Source organism: Streptomyces sp. CB00316 (genome assembly GCF_001905595.1).
Classification (GTDB): domain Bacteria; phylum Actinomycetota; class Actinomycetes; order Streptomycetales; family Streptomycetaceae; genus Streptomyces.
Genome location: NZ_LIXI01000002.1, coordinates 467,612 through 484,859, shown reverse-complemented (window position 1 = coordinate 484,859; position 17,248 = coordinate 467,612). Strand labels below are relative to the sequence as shown.

Below are 17,248 nucleotides of genomic sequence, written 5' to 3'. Positions count from 1 at the left end.
GGCGTCCGTACGGGCGTCGCCGCACCTTGCGATCGTCACCACGGAAGAAGGCGGAAGAGCGCGTGTACGGACGCGCGGGACTGACACGTGTACGGAGAGGGCGTCCATGAACAGATCGAGTACCGGCCTGCCCCGGCGCGGGGCCCGGCTGCTGGCCGGAGTGCTGGCGGCGGGCACGGTCGTGGTCGGCGCCTCCACCGGGGCGCTCGCGGCGGGGCCCGGCAGCGCGGGCGGTGCGGGGGCGTGCGCCGGGAGCGGGCCGCTGCCGCGCACCTGCGCCCAGCCGGGTGATCTGATCGAGGTCACCCTCGGCGAACTCCACCCGACCCAGGCCGTACTCGGCTTCGACCAGGTCTTCTACAAGCTCGGCCGGTACGGAAGCGGCCGGGACGAGGTGGCGGGCGGCGTCAACAAGCGCTTCGACGACTGGTGCGAGACCAACGGCCAGGGCGAGGCGGCCTCGGTGCGCCCCGGCGCGCGGCTGGACGACCCGGCGAGCTTCTCCTGTACGGTGCCGCTCGGCCAGGAGACGCCGAAGTCGATCGCCCCGATGAAGACGGCCGTGATCGGACCGGGCGGGAAGCTGTACCTCACCGACGGGCACCACACGCTGACGTCCTTCCTGGAAGGTCCCGACGGCTCCACCCGGCTGCCGATCCGGCTCCGCGTCACCGACAACTTCAGCTCCCTCTCCACCGCCGCCTTCTGGCAGCGGATGACCGTCGGGAAGAAGGTCTGGCTGCGCGACGAGAACAACAAGCCCCTGGCCGTGGACCAGTTGCCGGACCGGCTGGGGATCACGCACTTCCGCGACGACCCGTACCGCAGCCTCGTCTACTTCACGCGGGGTATCGGTTACGAAGTCCCGGACGGGGCAACGGAGTTCCTGGAGTTCTCGTGGGGCTCCTGGCTGCGCGGGCAGCACGACACGGCCGCGTACGACCTGACCTCCCCCGGCCCGTACCTCGACCTCGTCAAGAGCGCCTCGAAGTCCATGGCCGCGCTCGCCCCGGACGCGGTCGTCGATGACGGGAAGACCGCCGCCCAGCTGGGCCGGATCGCGGAGTGGAACGGCGGCAAGAAGGAGACGGGCGGGGAGTTCGCCAAGCTGAGCAAGCCCCTGACGGACGCCAAGCCGGGCAAGCTCGCCGAGGCACTCGACTACAAGTCCCGGGTGCTGCCCGCCCCCGCCTGCACCACGAAGATCACCGGCGTGCGCAACGGCCCGCTGACCGTCACGAGCGGCGTCACCTGCGCCGACCGCGCCGCCCTGCGCGGCCCGGTCACCGTCCGCGCCGACGCCGCCCTCGTGCTGACCGGCTCCACGCTGGAGGGCCCGCTCCAGTCCGACCGCGCCGCCGCCATCCACGTGTGCGGGTCGAGCGTCACCGGACCCCTGGCCATCAGCCGTACGACCGGACCCGTCCGGCTGGGCGGCCCGGGCTGCACCGCCAACTCGCTGACCGGGGCCGTCGTCCTGACCGGCAACACCGGGGGCGTCCTGCTCGCCGCCAACAAGGTCACCGGCCCCGTGGCGTGCTCCGGCAACCTTCCGGCGCCGGACACCACGGGGCGGACCAACGAGGGCCACGGCCCGCGCACGGGGCAGTGCGCCGGGGTGTGAGCCGGCGCTGAACGAGGCTCACGCGGCCCGCTTCCTACGGCGCCTCAGCCCCCGCAGGCTGGGGCGCCCCCGCAGGCTGATCCGCCCCCGCCCCCGCCCCCCGCAGCCCGGCCCTCGCGAACTCCGCCATCCCGTCCGCGAAGCCGACCCGCGGCCGCCACCCCAGCTCCTCGCGCAGCCGCCGCGAGTCCGCCGTGACATGGCGTACGTCGCCGAGGCGGTACTCCCCGGTCACCACCGGCTCCGGCCCGCCGTGCGCGGCGGCCAGCGCGGTGGCCATCTCGCCGATGGTGTGCGGCTCCCCGCTGCCCGTGTTGTACGCGGCGAAGGAGGCTGGACGGCGTTCCCGTACCGCTTCCAAGGCCACCGCGTTCGCCGCCGCGACATCCTGGACGTGGACGAAGTCGCGGCGCTGGCGCCCGTCCTCGTAGACCCGCGGCGCCTCGCCGCGCGCCAGGGCCGAGCGGAAGAACGAGGCGACCCCGGCATACGGGGTGTCGCGCGGCATCCCCGGGCCGTACACGTTGTGGTAGCGCAGCGACACCGCCCGGCCGCCCGTCGCCCGGGCCCACGCGGCGGCCAGGTGTTCCTGGGCGAGCTTGGTGGCGGCGTACACGTTGCGCGGGTCGGCGGGCGCGTCCTCGGAGACCAGGCCCGGCACCAACTCCTCACCGCATGCGGGGCAATGGGGCTCGAAGCTCCCCGCCCGCAGCCCGGCTTCCGGGCGGGGGCCGGGCCGGACCGGGCCGTGGCGCGGGCAGTCGTAGCGGCCCTCGCCGTAGACCACCATCGACCCGGCCAGCACCAGGTCCCGCACCCCGGCGGCGGCCATCTCGGCCAGCAGCACCGCCGTACCCAGGTTGTTGCACCCCACGTACAGCGGCGCGTCCGCGAAGTCCTTGCCCAGGCCCACCATCGCCGCCTGGTGGCAGACCGCGTCGACCCCGGCGAGCGCCCCCGCCACCGCCTCCCGGTCCCGGACATCCCCGACGACCATCCGGGCCCCGGGGACCTGGGGGGCCGTGGCGCCGGGGTGGGCCGAGGGGAGCAGGGCGTCCAGCACCACGCTCTCGTGCCCGGCCGCGGTGAGTGCGGCGACGACATGTGACCCGATGAACCCGGCTCCGCCGGTGACCAGTACGCGCATGGCGGCCACGCTAGGGGCGGGGCGGCCGCCGGGCGGTGTGCGGCGCACCCGTGTCACGGGACCGTAAGGGCTGCCGCGCGCCGGGGCGTACGAGGGGGCCGTGCGCACGGCCGTGCGCATGGGAGGGAGACGTTCAGCCGAACGCGTACGCCACCGTCGTCGCCGCCCCCAGCGCCGCACCCGACACGGTCTGCGCGACCGTGTGATAGCCGAGGGCCACCCGCGACCAGCAGACGGCGACCGTCAGCGCGTACGCGGCCAGCCACCACGGCGAGTGCACGACCGCGAGCAGCGCCACCACCGCCGAGGCCACCGCCGAGTCGACCGAGATCTTCCACACCGTGTTGACGGCCAGCAGCCCGATCGTCATCACCCACAGCGCGAGCATCGCGACCAGGATGCCGACCGGAGCGTTCCCGAGGACCATCACCACCGAACCGGCCCCGATGGAGCCGAGGATGACGAAGAAGATCGGGGCCCGCTTCGTACGGTCCACGACATGGCGGTCGCCCCAGGTGCCGCGCCCGCGCTCCCACTCGATGTACCGCGCCGGGATCAGCCCGGCGCAGAGCGCCCCGAGGAACCCCCAGAGCAGCCCGGTCCAGTCACCGGCGGCGGCGATGCCGATGCCGAGCATCCCGGCCAGCAGGGCGTTGCGGGGCTGGAGCACGTCGGTGACGGTCCGCGCGACGGAGGTGCGGGTGCTGTTCTCGGCGGCCTCTCCGGCGGTGGTGGTGGTGCTGTCGCTGCTCATGAGGTCTGCTCCGTCCGCGCTGCTGACTCCGTCGTACGGTGAGCCGTCGCCGCCAGGAGGACCTCGCGGGCGCGCTCCACCGTGACCGTCCTGTAGGCGGCGGCGATCCGCTCCAGCCGGGCCACCTCGCCGTCCTGGTCGGCGGCCTGCTGGGCGGCCACCGCGGCGGCGGGGCCCGCGGGCGCGCCGGACTCCTTGGCCAGCAGGGCGGCCCGGATCCAGTACGCGTCGCCGAGCGCGGCCGCCCGGCGGGCATCGGCGGTGTCCCGGGCGGCGGCCCCCTCGGATGCGGCCACCAGCCCGTCGGGGACGTAATGGCGCAGCTTCTCCACCGCGTCCGCGATGTCGGCGGCCCAGCGGTCGATGCGCAGGTCGGCCGGGGCGTTGAACCGGGTGAGCTCCCGGGCCAGGGAGGCGGGCGGGTCGAAGGGCTGGTCGGGGAAGGACGCCATCAGCTCGTACCAGAGGGCGTGCAGCCGGACCTGGGCCCGCCACAGCCGCACCCGGCGCGCGCCGGTGCTGAAGGCGGGGACGGACGCGCCGAGGGCGAAGAACGCGAAGAGGACCAGCTGCGCCGCCTCGGTCACCTGGTCGAAGCGGAGGGCGAACGCCTCGGTGGGCTCGTCCACCACGCTGACCCAGAGGAACAGGGTCCGGCTGACGGTGTAGCCGACGCCGATGAACATCGCGAACGTCATCATCCCGAGCCCGATGCGCAGATGGCGGCGATGCGCGTCGGCGGTGGCCAGGGCCCACTGGAAGGCGCAGACGGCGGAGGCGGCGCCGAGGTAGAGGTAGAAGACGCTCATGTAGAGCGTGGCGCCCCACTCGCCGGCGTGGTCGGAGACGAAGCGGTCCGAGGGGACGGAGCGGTCGACCACGGTGAAGAAGAGGACGGTCAGCAGGATCAGCGTCGCCACGGAGGCCTTCGCCGCGACCTCCTGGACCAGCCGGGCGAACCGTACGTGGCGGGGGACGGCGCCCGCTTCGGGGTAGCTGCCGTAGATGGCGACGATGTAGCTGAGGATGGCCAGAATCGCCACTGTCGCGGTGTAGTGCTTGATGAGGACGGCGAGGTCCGTGACGGCACTGTTGTTCAGTCCGGTGCGTACCGCCTCGGTCTTCGTCCACAGGGCGATCGCGAATCCGGCGTAGCAGCCCCACAGGGCCCGCCGTCTGCGGTCCTCCTCATCTCCCCACACGGCAGCGGGCATACGCCACAGGGCAACGGCTGTCATCAGGCCGGCTATCAGGTAGCCGGCGAGATCGAGGGGGGTCACAGCGGTCTTCGTCCTCGGTGTGGGGTTCTTGGTGGCACGTGTCAGGAACCGCCGGCCCGTCTCCGGGGGATCCGGGGGATGGGGGGAAGCAGCCCGCGCCGGCGGTGGGCCACCGGGCGGGACAGGGAGTCGGTCAGCCGCCCCACCATGTCATCGGTGGTCAGGTCCCGCGCCATTCGGGGGATGAGGGAGGCCCCGAATTCGGCCATGCGTTCGTCGTGGGTGGCGTACTGCGCGCGGGCCTGCACGGTGGAGCCGCCGGAGAGGAAGGACGCGGCGGCCTCGGGGGAGATCATCCGGGCGATCAGCGAGGTGTCGAAGACCGGCATCAGCGTGCGCAGTTGCTCGGCGTCGAGGGTCGTCCCGTGGTCGAACCACTCGTGGCACAGCTCGTGCAGGATGACGTGCTCGGTCTGGTACGCGGTCGGCCTGCGGCGGTAGAGGACGAGGCTGGTGTCCCCGGCCTTCAGGCGCAGCCCGCATGCGGCGTTGACGCGGGCGAGCCGGTCCGGCATCTCGTGCAGCCGGATGGTGCGGCCGCGCGCCGCCTCCATGTTGGCGACCAGACCGGTCAGCGAGAACGGGGCCGGGATGGGCAGGTCGGCGAGCTGTGCCTCGCACTCTTTGCGCAGCTTCCGCAGGGACATGACACCGACGCTACGTGCCGTGCGGGCGGTTCGGCGACCTCTCCCCCGAGCTCTCCCCCGCTCGCCCTTGCGGGTTGTCCCGCGGGCTGTCCCGCGCGGCGTCCTCCAGCAGGGAGAGCGCGAACCGGAGCAGCTCCGGCGGGAGCCCCTCGTCGCCCAGCCCCCGGCCCGCCACCCCGCTGATCTCGCCGGTCCGCCGCTTGGCCAGGAACTGGAGCCCCGCGACGACGTCGTCGACGACCTCGGACTCCTCCTTGAAGAAGCGCCAGTCGACGCCGAACCCCAGCCCGAGGGCCTTGAGGATCTCCTCCGAGGGCTGGGTGACCTTGCCGGCGAGGATGTTGGAGAAGTAGCTGTGCGAGAGGGAGCCGCCGTGCTTCCGCACCAGCTCCGCGAAGACCCTGCCCGAGATCTTCTGGCCGGGGAAGGTCTTCTCGACCATGTACTCGACTTTTTCCCGCAGCGAGCTCAGCGGGGGCGGGCCGGCCGGCTCGGGCGGTTCGTTCCGTTCCGTACCGGGTTCGTCGCCGTCGACCGTGGTCATCCGGGCCTCCATGCTCACCTCGGAGTCGGAACTGAGCTTGCGCAAACACTCTACGTCACTGTTAACTCGAAAAAACATGGGCAGGGGGCCACGAGGGGAGTCCCTTGCCCGTGTTGCCGACGCCCCGGAACCGTCTCCGGACAGGGGTGTAGCCCTTCACGACGGGGGATGCGTGAAGGGCTACGCCTGCATTATGGCCCCGGGGTCCGCCCGACGACAACTGACCAGTCGGTCAGCTCCACCGGCGTCTCGGTCGGCACCTCGCCGTCGGTGGCCGAAACCTGTTCCGGCCGCGATAGACATGCCCTTCCCAAGCGATTAGGGTTTCTTGTGCAGTCAGGTGAAACAGCGGTACGCAGCAGAGGGGCACCCCGCAGGCGTACGGCGCCCCGGGCCCTCGGTCATGCGTGACAGAAGAGGTGCAGATGCCCCCGGAGACCCCCTCGCACGCCATCGGCCGGCTCGACGACGACGACTACCCCGCCTACACGATGGGGCGCGCCGCCGAGATGATCGGGGCGACCCCGGGTTTCCTGCGGGCGATCGGTGAGGCCCGGCTGATCACGCCGCTGCGCTCCGAGGGGGGCCACCGCCGTTACTCCCGCTACCAGTTGCGCATCGCGGCCCGTGCCCGCGAGCTGGTCGACTCGGGCACGCCCGTCGAGGCCGCCTGCCGCATCGTCATCCTGGAGGACCAGCTGGGGGAGGCGCTCCGCCTCAACGAGGAGCTGCGCGGCGGCACGGACCGCTGAGGACGCCCGGGGGACCCGTGCACGGCACCCGGAACATATCTGCATTCGCCAGCACAGAATTTCACGCAATGCGCGATGAGGCTTTTCCTCCGCGATTCTGTTCCGCCATGCCGGGTGATATTCCGTTCAGCCTCTTCCGCCGCTGCCGTGCTACTGTTGATCTCAGTTGCAGTTGTGGTTCCCAAAGACTTCAAGTGCATCAGCCGATTCGATGTCGGTAGATGCGCTTTTGTATTTCCGGTGTTCTTCCGGACGGGGTAATCATCGCGGCGACGTTGGGTCCGCACAGTGTGGGCCCGCGGGCACTGCCCCTCCCCTAAGGAGATATGACATGGCTACTGGCACCGTGAAGTGGTTCAACGCGGAAAAGGGCTTCGGCTTCATCGAGCAGGACGGCGGCGGCGCTGACGTCTTCGCCCACTACTCCAACATCGCCGCCTCCGGCTTCCGCGAGCTGCAGGAGGGCCAGAAGGTGAACTTCGACGTCACGCAGGGCCAGAAGGGCCCGCAGGCCGAGAACATCACCCCCGCCTGATCACTCAGGTAGTTCTGCGCAGCTGGGGCCCGCACCTTGGGGTGCGGGCCCCAGCTCGTTGCTGTTTCCGGGGCCTGCCGAGCGCGCCCCCTGACGAAGCCGCGTCCGGTGCACTGATTCCCGGCGGCCGGGCTTCGCTCCCCTTTGTCATTTCATCGGCTCGTTCTTGCGATTCTGGGTGCCGTTCACGGCCGCTTCCCGAAAAAGAATCCCTCGATACGTGCCCCATCGAGGAAAGGTTCTGCATGAACCGCGAACGCACCCCCCGCTCGAACGACCGATTCGCCCGCACCCGCTCCGGCGGCCCCTCCGGCGCCCGCAGCGGTGGCGCCCCCCGCTACTCCGGCGGTGGCGAGCGCCGCGCCGCCGGGTTCGGTGGCGGCCCGAAGCGGTCCGGTGGCTCCAGCCGCCGCAGCTCCGCGCTGAAGGGCGAGTTCGCCCTGCCGGTGACCATCACCCCGGCGCTGCCCGCCGCCGAGACCTTCGGCGAGCTGGAGATGCCCGCCACGCTCAAGGCGGCGCTCGTCGCCGAGGGCATGACCGTCCCGTTCCCGATCCAGGCGGCCACCCTGCCGAACTCGCTGGCCGGCCGTGACGTCCTCGGCCGGGGCCGCACAGGCTCGGGCAAGACCCTCGCCTTCGGCCTGGCGCTGCTGGCCCGTACCGAGGGCCGCCGCGCCGACGCCAAGCGTCCGCTCGCCCTGGTCCTCGTCCCCACCAGGGAGCTGGCCCAGCAGGTCACCGACGCGCTCACCCCGTACGCCCGGTCGCTCAAGCTCCGCATCGCCACCGTCGTCGGCGGTATGTCCATCGGCCGCCAGGCCAGCGCGCTGCGCGGCGGCGCCGAAGTCGTCGTCGCCACCCCGGGCCGGCTCAAGGACCTCATCGAGCGCGGCGACTGCCGGCTGGACCGGGTCACCATCACCGTCCTCGACGAGGCCGACCAGATGGCCGACATGGGCTTCATGCCGCAGGTCACCGAGCTGCTCGACCAGGTGAACCCGGAGGGGCAGCGGATGCTCTTCTCGGCGACGCTCGACCGCAACGTCGACCTGCTCGTCAAGCGCTACCTGAACGACCCGGTCGTCCACTCCGTCGACCCGGCCGCCGGTGCCGTCACGACGATGGAGCACCACGTGCTCTACGTCCAGGGCGCCGACAAGTACGCCACGACCACGGAGATCGCGGCCCGCGACGGGCGCGTGATCATGTTCCTGGACACCAAGCACGCGGTGGACAAGCTCACCGACCACCTGCTGCACAGCGGGGTCCGGGCGGCCGGGCTGCACGGCGGCAAGTCCCAGCCCCAGCGCACCCGCACCCTGGAGCGGTTCAAGACCGGGCACGTCACGGTCCTCGTCGCCACGAACGTCGCGGCCCGCGGCATCCACGTGGACAACCTGGACCTCGTCGTCAACGTCGACCCGCCCAGCGACCACAAGGACTACCTGCACCGCGGCGGCCGTACCGCCCGGGCCGGGGAGTCCGGCAGCGTGGTCACGCTGGTGCTGCCGGGCCAGCGCCGTGAGATGACCCGCCTGATGGTGGACGCCGGGATCACCCCGCAGATCGCCCAGGTCCGCTCCGGCGAGGCCGAGCTGAGCCGGATCACCGGTGCGCAGGCGCCCTCGGGTGTCCCGGTGGTCATCACCGCCCCGCCCAAGGAGCGCTCAGGCCGCAGCGGGGGCGGCGCGTTCATGGGGCGTGGCACCAAGCGCGGTGGCGGGGCCCCGGCCCGTGGCCGCCGCCCGGGTGTGCCGACGCCGGAGGCCCGTGCGGCCGCCGCGATGCGCCGGTCCAACCGCGCCGCGTAGGGGGTGCCGTCGGGCGCCCCCTCAGCCCGCGCGGGGCGGCGGTCCGCCGCCGCCCTCCCCGTACGGCTCCGCCGTGCGGCCCTCCCGAGCCACTCGACCCTGTTGAGGACCCATGCGCTGTGTCATCGCCCGCTTCCCCTTCGATCTGTTCAAGAACGAGGTCGAGGACTCGATGAAGGGCATCAAGCCCGAACCCGTCACCGGTGACGGGGTGGTCATCAGCCGCCGTGTCTACCCGGTCAAGCAGGTCGGCGAGGTGATCACCCGGCAGGACCGGCGTGACTTCTCCTCCGCCGAGGTCGTCCGGGCGCTCTCCAAGCTCGGCTTCACCTGCCGTACCGCCGAGACGGCACCCGCCCCGGCCGCCGCTGCCGCCCGCACCCCCCTGGAGACGGCCTCCGCGCTCCTGGGCACCCCGGCGGTCGCGGCTCCGGCCCCCGCCCCGGGCCCCGCGCAGGGGCTCGGCGCCCTCTAGCGGCTCCTTCCACGCCAAAGGCCCTCGGGGCGGACCGGCCACCTCACGGTGGGGTCCGCCCCGAGGGCCTTTCGTGTGTCAGGGGCGGTCGGCCGGGAGCCGGCGGCCGCTGCCTGGCCCACTCCAGGCGGGGCTCCAGCAGCGGCCGCAGCAGGCTCCGTACGTACGGGGTGCACAGCGCGGTCACCATGACGGCCGCGCCGGCGGTGACGGTGACCGTGCCCAGCGTGGTGTCGAAGAACGGCTCCTCGTAGAAGCCCCCGTAGCGCAGGCTCCGGATGACGAAGCCGTGCAGCAGGTACCCGTACAGCGTGCAGGTGCCGAGCGCCGTCATCCAGCTGCGCCCCCTGGGCACCCAGGCCAGGAAGCAGGCGCCCAGCACGACGGCCGCCACGAACAGCAGGAGCGCCGCCATCGGCCCGGTCCACTCGGCGGTGTCCATCTCCTGGGCGCTGTTCTTCCGGAAGAACCACGAGGTCGAGGTCCGGGGCACCAGCCAGTACGCGACCAGCAGCCCGAGCGCGAGGACCGGTACGGAGAGCGCGCGTACCCACGTACGGCGCAGAGCCGCGAAGTGCTGCGGGCCCAGCCGCAGGCCCAGCACGTAGAACGGCAGGAACTGCATGATGCGCTGGAGGGGCAGGGTCCCGTCGGCGGCGGGTGACACGGTCGCCACCGCGGCGACGGCGAGCGAGACCAGCACCGGGGCGCGGACCGCCTGCCACACCGGGGTGGACAGCCGCCAGAAGAACAGCGCGGGCAGGAACCACAGCAGCCAGTACGGCTCGAGCAGCGAGAGCGGGAGCTCCGGGTCGCGGGTGAGGCGGTGGAAGGCCGTGTAGAGGAGCTCGAAGATCAGATACGGCACCAGCAGGCTGGTGACCAGCTTCCACACCCGGTCCGGCCGCAGCTCGAAACCACGGGAGAAGTAGCCCGCGATCAGGATGAACACCGGCATGTGGAAGGTGTAGATCAGGGTGTACGCGGCCTCCACCAGCCGCCCGCTCGGCAGCGGCTCCCACGCGTGCCCGATCGCCACCAGCACGATCGCCAGGTACTTCGCGTTGTCGAAGAAGTGGTCCCGGCCGTCGGCGGGCGGTCCGCCGGTCTCCGGGGTTCCGGCGGCGGCGGTGGGGCGCGGCTGCTCGGAGGTGAGGGGGGAAGGCATCCTGACACCCTAGGGGGCGGAGTGGTTCCCTCCACCTGCCATGTCCTTGGTCACTCCCACCGGGGACCGCTCGGACTCCTGAGCGCTTCCCTCGGCGTCCAGGTGGGGCAGGACCCGGTCCAGCGGGCCCGGGATCCACCAGGCGGACCGGCCCAGCAGGGTCATCACCGCCGGGACCAGCAGCAGCCGTACGACGGTGGCGTCGATGAGCACGCTGGCGGCGAGCCCCAGGCCCAGCATCTTCACCACGATGTTGTCGCTGATCACGAACGCGGCGAAGACGCTCACCATGATCAGTGCCGCGCAGGTGATGACCCGGGCGGTGATCTCCAGCGCGTGCGCCACGCTCGCCCGCGCGTCACCGGTGCGCCGCCAGGCCTCGTGGATGCGGGAGAGCAGGAAGATCTCGTAGTCCATGCTCAGCCCGAAGACGATGGCGAACATCATCATCGGCACGTAGCTCTCGATCGGCACCTTCCCCGACACCCCCAGCGCCGGGCCGCCCCAGCCCCACTGGAAGACGGCCACCACGACCCCGTACGAGGCGGCGATCGACAGGACGTTGAGCACGGCCGCCTTCACCGCGACGAGCAGGCCCCGGAAGACGGCCAGGATCACCAGGAAGGCCAGGGCCACGACGACCACGATGATCAGCGGCAGCCGGCTGGAGACGATGTCCAGGAAGTCGACCTGGGCGGCGGTCGTGCCGGTGACGTACGTGCTCGCGTCGGTGCCGGAGACGGCCTGCGGCAGGACGTCGTCGGCGAGCCGGTTCACCAGGGAGGTGGTCCGCTCGTCCTGCGGGGCGGCCACCGAGTAGGCGGTGGCGGTCAGCACGTCGCCGTCCGATGTGGCGGTGAGCGGGGTGATCACGGCCGCGTCCGGGACGTTGGTGAGGGCCTTCTGCGCCTGGTCGGCGAGGGCGGAACGGTCGGAGGAGGGCACCTTGCTCTGGTCGATGACGAGGGTCAGCGGGCCGTTGGAGCCGGGGCCGAAGGCGCTCGACATCAGGTCGAAGGCGCGCCGGTCGGTGAACGACTCCGGGTCGGCGCCGTCGCCGATGTGGCCGAGCTGGATGAAGAAGACGGGGAAGGACAGCACGGCCAGCAGCACCACTCCGCCGGCCAGGAACCACCACGGCCGCCGCTCCACCCGCTGCGCGTACCGGTGCCAGCCGCCGGGCTCCGCGCCTTCCGGAGCCGGTACGGTCTCGGCCACCGGTTTCCGTACGCGCACCCGGTCGATGCGGCGGCCGATGAGACCGAGGATCGCCGGTACGAGGGTGAGAGCGCCGAGCACCGCCGTGACCACGGTGACCGCGGCGGCCAGGCCCAGCTTGCCGATGAACCCGATCCCGGAGACCCACAGCCCCGACAGTGCGATGATCACCGTGCAGCCGGAGAGCAGCACCGCGTGCCCGCTGGTGACGGCGGCGTTCCCGGCGGCGGTCACCGGGTCCTGACCGTCGATCAGGTTCTGCCGGTGCCGGGTGACCAGGAAGAGCGCGTAGTCGATGCCGACGCCGATGCCGACCATCGTGGCGAGCGTCGGGGAGACGGTGGCGAAGGTCGCGGCGGCGGCCAGCAGGCCGAGCAGCGCGAGCCCGCACAGGGCGCAGACCAGGGCGGTGACCAGCGGCAGCACGGCGGCCACCAGACTGCCGAAGCCGATCAGCAGGACGATGACCGCCACCCCGAAGCCGATGGCCTCGCTGGTGCGGTCGCTGGGCTCGGGCCGGGCCAGTTCGCCGAGCGGTCCGCCGTACTCCACCTCCACCCCGGCCGATCGCAGCGGCTGCACCGCCTTGTCGACCCCGTCGAGATAGGACGGGTCCAGGGTGGAGGGCTGCACGCTGAACCGGACGGTGATGTAGGCGGTCTTCCGGTCGGTGGAGAGCGGTCCGGTGTTCGGGTCGGGCGGCGGGGGCGGGGTGGAACCGGACGGCGGCAGCGGGTTCTGCGCGGAGAGCACGTCGGGCAGCTTCTGGAGGTCGGCGACGGCCGTGGCGACCTGGTCGGAGACCGAGGTGAGCGGCTTGTCGGCGTCGTGCAGCACCACTTGGGCGCTGTAGCCGCCCGCCTGCGGCGCGTGCGCCTTCAGGACGTCGAGGCCCTCCTGCGACTGGGCGCCGGGGAGCGAGAAGTCGTCGGAGTAGTCGCCGCCGTAGGCGTGCTGGAGGACCTGGAGCCCGGCGAGCGCGGCCACCCACAGCACGAGGACGGTGACGAAGTGCCGGGCGCACCACTCGCCGGTGCGGCGCAGCGCGCCCCGGCGGTGCGGGGCGGCCTCCCGGTCGGCGCGGGCCTGTGAGGTCGGTGAGGCCTGTGACGACGGCATGCGGCTCCCTGTCCTGCGCCGGCCTGTTTCTGGGTGGGCTCTGTGCTGCCCTGCTTTCGCATTCAACGGCTCCCCTCGGCGCCCGGCACCCCGGCGCGGGGGAACGGGTGACGGGCAAGTGCCGCAGGGTCGGCCCGGGGGGTGGCCCCACCGGGAGTTCACCGGCCTTCCGGATGGGCGGCGGACTCCGGGTCGACCAGGCCTGGGGCGTGAAGAACTGGACCCGTAAGGCCTTGCTGCTCACCCTCTCCGCCGCCGCACCGCCGAGCTCTGCGCCCGCGGCGGCGGTCCGTTGCTGCGGTCGTTCACCACGGGCAACGAGGTCCGCGACCTCGACCGGCTGCGTGAGGCGCTGGGCGAGCGGAAGGTGTCGATCTGGGGCTCCTCGTACGGGAGTCACGTCGGCGCTGTGTACGCGCAGCTCCGTCCGGACCGGGTCGCGTACGGCTGGCTGGCGAACATGGCCCCGGGCGCCGCCGAGCGCTTCCCCGACTTCGCGGCAGGCGCTCCAGGGCGCGCTGTACAGCGATGCGGGTTTCGCCCCGCTGGCCCGGCTGGTGGAGGCAGCTCAGGACCCGCAGGGCCGTCCGGTGCTTCCGCCGAGCTGGCCGGGCCGGGGCACCCACGGCCCGAACGGACCAAGTGCCGGTGACGGGGGTACTCCACCGTCGTATACAGCAAGGGACGCCCCGGAGTCAGCAAGGCCGGCGGGGCCTGGGTCGATGGTGTCGGTGCTGACGTTCCCGCTGCTGACGCGCCGAGCCGGGCGGCGGAGAGCGGGGAGGCGTGGTGAGGGACGGCGGCGTGGTGGGAGCGGGGGGTTCAGCTCTCCTGCCCGTCCTCCGTCGGGACGCACAGCACGGGGATCTTGGACATGTGGAGCAGCTTGTGCGGGGTCGAGCCGAGCAGGGCCCCGCGCATCGGGCTCTCACCCCAGGTGCCGACCACGACGACCCGGGCGCCGTGCCGTTCGGCGGCGTCCAGGAGTGCCTGCGCGGGGGGCTCGTCCAGCACCTCCACACTCGCCGGTACGCCGGCCTCCTCGGCGGCCGTCAGCGCGTGCTCCAGACCGGTGCGGCCGGCCTGCCGGATGGCGGCGTAGTGGCTGCGGTACTCGGCCCCGTCGCGCAGGCCCGGGGCGGCGGCGCCGTAGACGAGGACCAGCTCCTCGCCGTACGCCGCCGCCACCTCGATCGCGATGCGCAGGGCGCGGGCGGCGCCGGGGGACTCGTCGTAACCGAGGACGACCGACATCTCAGCGTTCCTTCCCGTCGGTGGACGTCCCGTCGGCGGACTTCGCGGCCGTGGCGCGCACCAGCTCCGGATCGGCGACCCCGGGCCGTTCCTCCCAGAACACCGCGTCGCGCAGCCGCCACACCACCATGAGGATGACGCCGACGAGGGAGATCGCGATGCCGATGACGAGCGGTGGGCCGAGGCCGAACCAGGAGGTGCCGCTGTAGGAGTTGGCCGGGTCGGACATGTCGACCACCGACCGGACCAGCAGCCAGGTCAGCAGCCCGGCGCCGACCACCGGCCCCAGGCCGATGAGGACGAAGTCGCGCACGCTCTCGGTGAGATGGCGCCGGTAGTAGACGGCGCAGGCCACCCCGGTGAGCGCGTAGTAGAAGGCGATCAGGAGGGAGAGGGCGGTGAGCGAGTCGAAGAGGGCGTCGGTGGAGATCTGGTTGACCACCAGGTACCAGGCGATGGCGATCACGGCGACCCACCACGTACTGACGTCCGGGGTGCGGAACCGGGGGCTGATGTGCCCGAAGTGCTGCGGCAGCGCCTGACGGCGGGCCATCGACAGGGCGGTCCGGGACGCCGGGATGATCGTGGTCTGGGTGGAGGCGATCGCGGAGGTGGCGACGGCGAGCAGCAGGATCCAGTCCCAGCCGCCCAGCACGTCCCCGGCGAGCTGGGCGAAGATGAACTCCTCCTCGGCCGCGTTCTCCGCCAGGAACGCCGTCCCCGCGAAGGCGACGACCGCGACGGCGACCGACAGGTAGGTCACCAGGAGCACCACCGTGGACCACAGGCCCGCCTTGCCCGGGGCGCTCGCCGAGTTCTCCGTCTCCTCGGTGAGGTTGACCGCGGACTCCCAGCCCCAGTAGATGAACACCCCGAGCAGCAGCCCGCCCGTCAGCGCGGCGCCACCGGCGCCGAACGGGTTCAGCCAGCCCAGGGACGGTTCGACGGAGTCGAAGCCGGTGGTGCCCGCGTACACCCGGTAGAGGGCCACCACGACGAAGACCAGCAGGAACGCGATCTGGAGCAGGATCAGCGCGTTCTGGACCTTGGCCGACAGCTCGGTGCCGATCACACAGAGCCCGGTCATCACGATGATCAGCAGCACGGTGAGCAGTTGCCGGACGAAGTCGTTGGCGACCCAGCCGTCGAGGCCCACCGCCAGCAGGGTGAAGCTCACCGCCACATCGGCGAGCGAACCGACGACCAGCACCCCCGTCATGGTGATCGCCCAGCCGCCGAGCCACCCGGCCCACGGGCCCATCGCCCGGGTCACCCAGGAGAACGTCGTACCGCAGTCCTGGTCGACCTTGTTGAGGTAGTAGAACGCCGAGGCGATCAGCAGCATCGGGACGAAGGAGGCGAACATGACGCCCGGGGCGTAGATCCCCACCAGGGCCACGATCGGGCCGATCACGGCGGCCAGCGAGTAGGCGGGGGAGGTCGCGTTGAGGCCGATGACGAGGGCGTCGACGAACCCGATGGCGTTCGGCTTCAGGCTGACCGCCGAGCCGTCCCGCCCGTCCTGCAGAGCGTCGTGGGCCATGGGTTCCTCGATCCGGCCGGGCTGGCCGCGGGGCGCGGCGAATGATCCGGATCTCATCGTAAGAACACACTCTCCCGTGCGCATTACGGACGAAAAGCCCACGCCGGGCGGTGGTCACCCGGTTGGCCCGCTCCCCTGCGAAGGCGGAGGTCAGGGCGCAGGGTGGAGTCCATGTGGTCCCGTCGAATCGTTCTGGGCACCCTGCTGCTGCTCCTGGTCCTCCTGGTGTTCCAGGACGGCCCGGCGCCCCGCGAGCAGCGGCGGGAGACGGCCAGCGGGCCGAGGCCGCCGCGCGGCCTTCCGCAGCCCGCCGTCGTCAGCCGGCAGGAGTGGCACGCGGACGAGAGCCTGGTCCGGGAGGGCCCGCACTACACGGGCGCGGCGAAGGCGGTCTTCGTCCACCACACCGGCAACCCCAACGACTACGACTGCGCGGACGCTCCCGAGCTGATCCGGGCCGTCCAGAGTGATCACGTGGAGAAGGACGGCTGGGACGACATCGGCTACAACTTCCTCGTCGACCGCTGCGGCACCATCTACGAGGGCCGGGCGGGCGGCGTCGGGCGGTCGGTGCTCGGCGCCCACACCAAGGGGTTCAACGCCGACACGGTCGGCATCGCGGCGATCGGCACCTTCGGCGAGGGCACCGAGGTCCCGGAGCCGATGATGGAGGCGCTGGTGGAGCTCGCGGCCTGGAAGCTGGCGCCCGGCGGCGACCCGCTCGCCACGGTCGAGCTGGTCTCGACGAACGCCGAGAGCCGTTTCGACGAGGGCCAGGTGGCCCGGCTGAACGTCATCTCCGGCCACCGCGACAGCTACGAGACCCGCTGCCCGGGCGATGTGCTGTACGGGCTGCTGCCTCGGATGCGCGAGCGCGTGGCCCGGCTGCGGGACTCCGCCCCGGGGCACGCGGCGAACTCGCGGCTGCGCCCGTACTTCTGAAACCGCTGTCGGGGTGGCGGCTACCGCGCGACGAACTGCGTCAGTATCGCCTGCACCTCGTAGATGTCGACGCCCTTCGTGAACGTCTTCTGGAGCGGGGTGGAGCTGCCCGAGATCCAGATCTTCAGCTCCGCGTCCAGGTCGAACGTCCCGGCCGTCTCCACCGCGAAGTGCGTGATGCTGCGGTACGGCACGGAGTGGTACTCGGTCTTCTTGCCGGTGATGCCCTGCTTGTCGACGAGGATCAGGCGGCGGTCCGTGAACAGGATCGTGTCGCGGATCAGCAGGAACGCGGCGTGCACCTGCTCGCCCTGCCCGAGGAGGCGCTCGTAGTCCTGCTGGGCGGTGGCCGGGTTGATGGTGTGCGCGTTGCCGAACAGTGCCATGGATGCCCCGTCTCTCGGATCTGTCGTACATGAGTACGCGTACGGC

General features: G+C 72.0%; 17 protein-coding genes. 7 read left to right on the top strand and 10 right to left on the bottom strand.

Annotation, left to right across the window (positions count from 1 at the left end):
• The first annotated feature begins 106 nt into the window (after window positions 1-106).
• On the top strand, window positions 107-1,624 hold the full coding sequence (locus AMK21_RS06230; protein ID WP_073874972.1) for a ParB/Srx family N-terminal domain-containing protein: 1,518 nt from the start codon (window positions 107-109) through the stop codon (window positions 1,622-1,624).
• Window positions 1,625-1,658: 34 nt separating this feature from the next.
• Here the strand turns inward: AMK21_RS06230 and AMK21_RS06225 are convergent, their stop codons facing one another.
• The 5 genes from AMK21_RS06225 to AMK21_RS06205 form a co-directional block, all read right to left on the bottom strand.
• Complete coding sequence (locus AMK21_RS06225) at window positions 1,659-2,771, bottom strand: NAD-dependent epimerase/dehydratase family protein (protein WP_073874970.1); 1,113 nt, start codon at window positions 2,769-2,771, stop codon at window positions 1,659-1,661.
• A 133-nt stretch (window positions 2,772-2,904) separates the two neighbouring features.
• Window positions 2,905-3,525, bottom strand: a complete 621-nt coding sequence (locus tag AMK21_RS06220) for a hypothetical protein (RefSeq protein ID WP_073874968.1) — start codon at window positions 3,523-3,525, stop codon at window positions 2,905-2,907.
• Window positions 3,522-4,805: an MAB_1171c family putative transporter gene (locus AMK21_RS06215; RefSeq protein WP_073874966.1), complete on the bottom strand. Its 1,284-nt coding sequence runs from the start codon at window positions 4,803-4,805 to the stop codon at window positions 3,522-3,524. The genes AMK21_RS06220 and AMK21_RS06215 overlap by 4 nt, the downstream gene beginning before the upstream one ends.
• Before the next feature lie 41 nt (window positions 4,806-4,846).
• Window positions 4,847-5,452 (bottom strand): toxin, encoded by a 606-nt coding sequence (locus AMK21_RS06210; protein WP_073874964.1) that lies wholly within the window; start codon window positions 5,450-5,452, stop codon window positions 4,847-4,849.
• A 10-nt stretch (window positions 5,453-5,462) separates the two neighbouring features.
• On the bottom strand, window positions 5,463-6,041 hold the full coding sequence (locus AMK21_RS06205; RefSeq protein WP_073874962.1) for a hypothetical protein: 579 nt from the start codon (window positions 6,039-6,041) through the stop codon (window positions 5,463-5,465).
• Window positions 6,042-6,421: 380 nt separating this feature from the next.
• On the opposite strand from AMK21_RS06205, the gene AMK21_RS06200 reads away from it, so the two are divergent.
• The 4 genes from AMK21_RS06200 to AMK21_RS06185 all read left to right on the top strand — a co-directional run bounded on the left by AMK21_RS06200 (window position 6,422) and on the right by AMK21_RS06185 (window position 9,572).
• Window positions 6,422-6,748, top strand: coding sequence for a MerR family transcriptional regulator (locus tag AMK21_RS06200; protein WP_073874960.1), 327 nt, complete (start codon window positions 6,422-6,424; stop codon window positions 6,746-6,748).
• Window positions 6,749-7,079: 331 nt separating this feature from the next.
• Window positions 7,080-7,283 carry a cold-shock protein gene (locus AMK21_RS06195; protein ID WP_015609674.1) on the top strand — a complete coding sequence of 68 codons (204 nt, stop codon included), beginning with the start codon at window positions 7,080-7,082 and terminating at the stop codon, window positions 7,281-7,283.
• 245 nt (window positions 7,284-7,528) lie between these two features.
• A complete protein-coding gene (locus AMK21_RS06190) occupies window positions 7,529-9,097 on the top strand; it encodes a DEAD/DEAH box helicase (RefSeq protein ID WP_073874958.1) in 1,569 nt (522 codons plus the stop codon).
• Window positions 9,098-9,209: 112 nt separating this feature from the next.
• Window positions 9,210-9,572 (top strand): SCO5918 family protein, encoded by a 363-nt coding sequence (locus AMK21_RS06185; RefSeq protein ID WP_073874956.1) that lies wholly within the window; start codon window positions 9,210-9,212, stop codon window positions 9,570-9,572.
• A gap of 43 nt (window positions 9,573-9,615) precedes the next feature.
• Here the strand turns inward: AMK21_RS06185 and AMK21_RS06180 are convergent, their stop codons facing one another.
• Complete coding sequence (locus AMK21_RS06180) at window positions 9,616-10,740, bottom strand: acyltransferase family protein (protein ID WP_073874954.1); 1,125 nt, start codon at window positions 10,738-10,740, stop codon at window positions 9,616-9,618.
• Between the two features lie 9 nt (window positions 10,741-10,749).
• Window positions 10,750-13,077, bottom strand: a complete 2,328-nt coding sequence (locus AMK21_RS06175) for an MMPL family transporter (RefSeq protein WP_073874952.1) — start codon at window positions 13,075-13,077, stop codon at window positions 10,750-10,752.
• A 292-nt stretch (window positions 13,078-13,369) separates the two neighbouring features.
• Between AMK21_RS06175 and AMK21_RS06170 the strand changes: the two genes are divergently transcribed.
• Window positions 13,370-13,729, top strand: a complete 360-nt coding sequence (locus tag AMK21_RS06170) for an alpha/beta fold hydrolase (protein WP_073874950.1) — start codon at window positions 13,370-13,372, stop codon at window positions 13,727-13,729.
• A gap of 170 nt (window positions 13,730-13,899) precedes the next feature.
• On the opposite strand, the gene AMK21_RS06165 is transcribed toward AMK21_RS06170, so the two are convergent.
• Window positions 13,900-14,331 (bottom strand): universal stress protein, encoded by a 432-nt coding sequence (locus AMK21_RS06165; protein WP_073874948.1) that lies wholly within the window; start codon window positions 14,329-14,331, stop codon window positions 13,900-13,902.
• Between the two features lies 1 nt (window position 14,332).
• A complete protein-coding gene (locus AMK21_RS06160) occupies window positions 14,333-15,874 on the bottom strand; it encodes an APC family permease (RefSeq protein WP_073874946.1) in 1,542 nt (513 codons plus the stop codon).
• Between the two features lie 171 nt (window positions 15,875-16,045).
• Between AMK21_RS06160 and AMK21_RS06155 the strand changes: the two genes are divergently transcribed.
• A complete protein-coding gene (locus tag AMK21_RS06155; RefSeq protein ID WP_073874944.1) occupies window positions 16,046-16,816 on the top strand; it encodes a peptidoglycan recognition protein in 771 nt (256 codons plus the stop codon).
• A 20-nt stretch (window positions 16,817-16,836) separates the two neighbouring features.
• Here the strand turns inward: AMK21_RS06155 and AMK21_RS06150 are convergent, their stop codons facing one another.
• A complete protein-coding gene (locus AMK21_RS06150; RefSeq protein WP_018489692.1) occupies window positions 16,837-17,202 on the bottom strand; it encodes a PH domain-containing protein in 366 nt (121 codons plus the stop codon).
• Window positions 17,203-17,248 lie beyond the last annotated feature (46 nt).

What these genes read in the sequence shown, in the direction of transcription:
- AMK21_RS06180 (WP_073874954.1), bottom strand. Translation starts at nt 10,740, where the DNA reads ATGCCTTCCCCCCTCACCTCCGAGCAGCCGCGCCCCACCGCCGCCGCC.
- AMK21_RS06165 (WP_073874948.1), bottom strand. Translation starts at nt 14,331, where the DNA reads ATGTCGGTCGTCCTCGGTTACGACGAGTCCCCCGGCGCCGCCCGCGCC.
- AMK21_RS06190 (WP_073874958.1), top strand. Translation starts at nt 7,529, where the DNA reads ATGAACCGCGAACGCACCCCCCGCTCGAACGACCGATTCGCCCGCACC.
- AMK21_RS06175 (WP_073874952.1), bottom strand. Translation starts at nt 13,077, where the DNA reads ATGCCGTCGTCACAGGCCTCACCGACCTCACAGGCCCGCGCCGACCGG.
- AMK21_RS06185 (WP_073874956.1), top strand. Translation starts at nt 9,210, where the DNA reads ATGCGCTGTGTCATCGCCCGCTTCCCCTTCGATCTGTTCAAGAACGAG.
- AMK21_RS06210 (WP_073874964.1), bottom strand. Translation starts at nt 5,452, where the DNA reads ATGTCCCTGCGGAAGCTGCGCAAAGAGTGCGAGGCACAGCTCGCCGAC.
- AMK21_RS06160 (WP_073874946.1), bottom strand. Translation starts at nt 15,874, where the DNA reads ATGGCCCACGACGCTCTGCAGGACGGGCGGGACGGCTCGGCGGTCAGC.
- AMK21_RS06155 (WP_073874944.1), top strand. Translation starts at nt 16,046, where the DNA reads ATGTGGTCCCGTCGAATCGTTCTGGGCACCCTGCTGCTGCTCCTGGTC.
- AMK21_RS06200 (WP_073874960.1), top strand. Translation starts at nt 6,422, where the DNA reads ATGCCCCCGGAGACCCCCTCGCACGCCATCGGCCGGCTCGACGACGAC.
- AMK21_RS06220 (WP_073874968.1), bottom strand. Translation starts at nt 3,525, where the DNA reads ATGAGCAGCGACAGCACCACCACCACCGCCGGAGAGGCCGCCGAGAAC.
- AMK21_RS06195 (WP_015609674.1), top strand. Translation starts at nt 7,080, where the DNA reads ATGGCTACTGGCACCGTGAAGTGGTTCAACGCGGAAAAGGGCTTCGGC.
- AMK21_RS06230 (WP_073874972.1), top strand. Translation starts at nt 107, where the DNA reads ATGAACAGATCGAGTACCGGCCTGCCCCGGCGCGGGGCCCGGCTGCTG.
- AMK21_RS06150 (WP_018489692.1), bottom strand. Translation starts at nt 17,202, where the DNA reads ATGGCACTGTTCGGCAACGCGCACACCATCAACCCGGCCACCGCCCAG.
- AMK21_RS06225 (WP_073874970.1), bottom strand. Translation starts at nt 2,771, where the DNA reads ATGCGCGTACTGGTCACCGGCGGAGCCGGGTTCATCGGGTCACATGTC.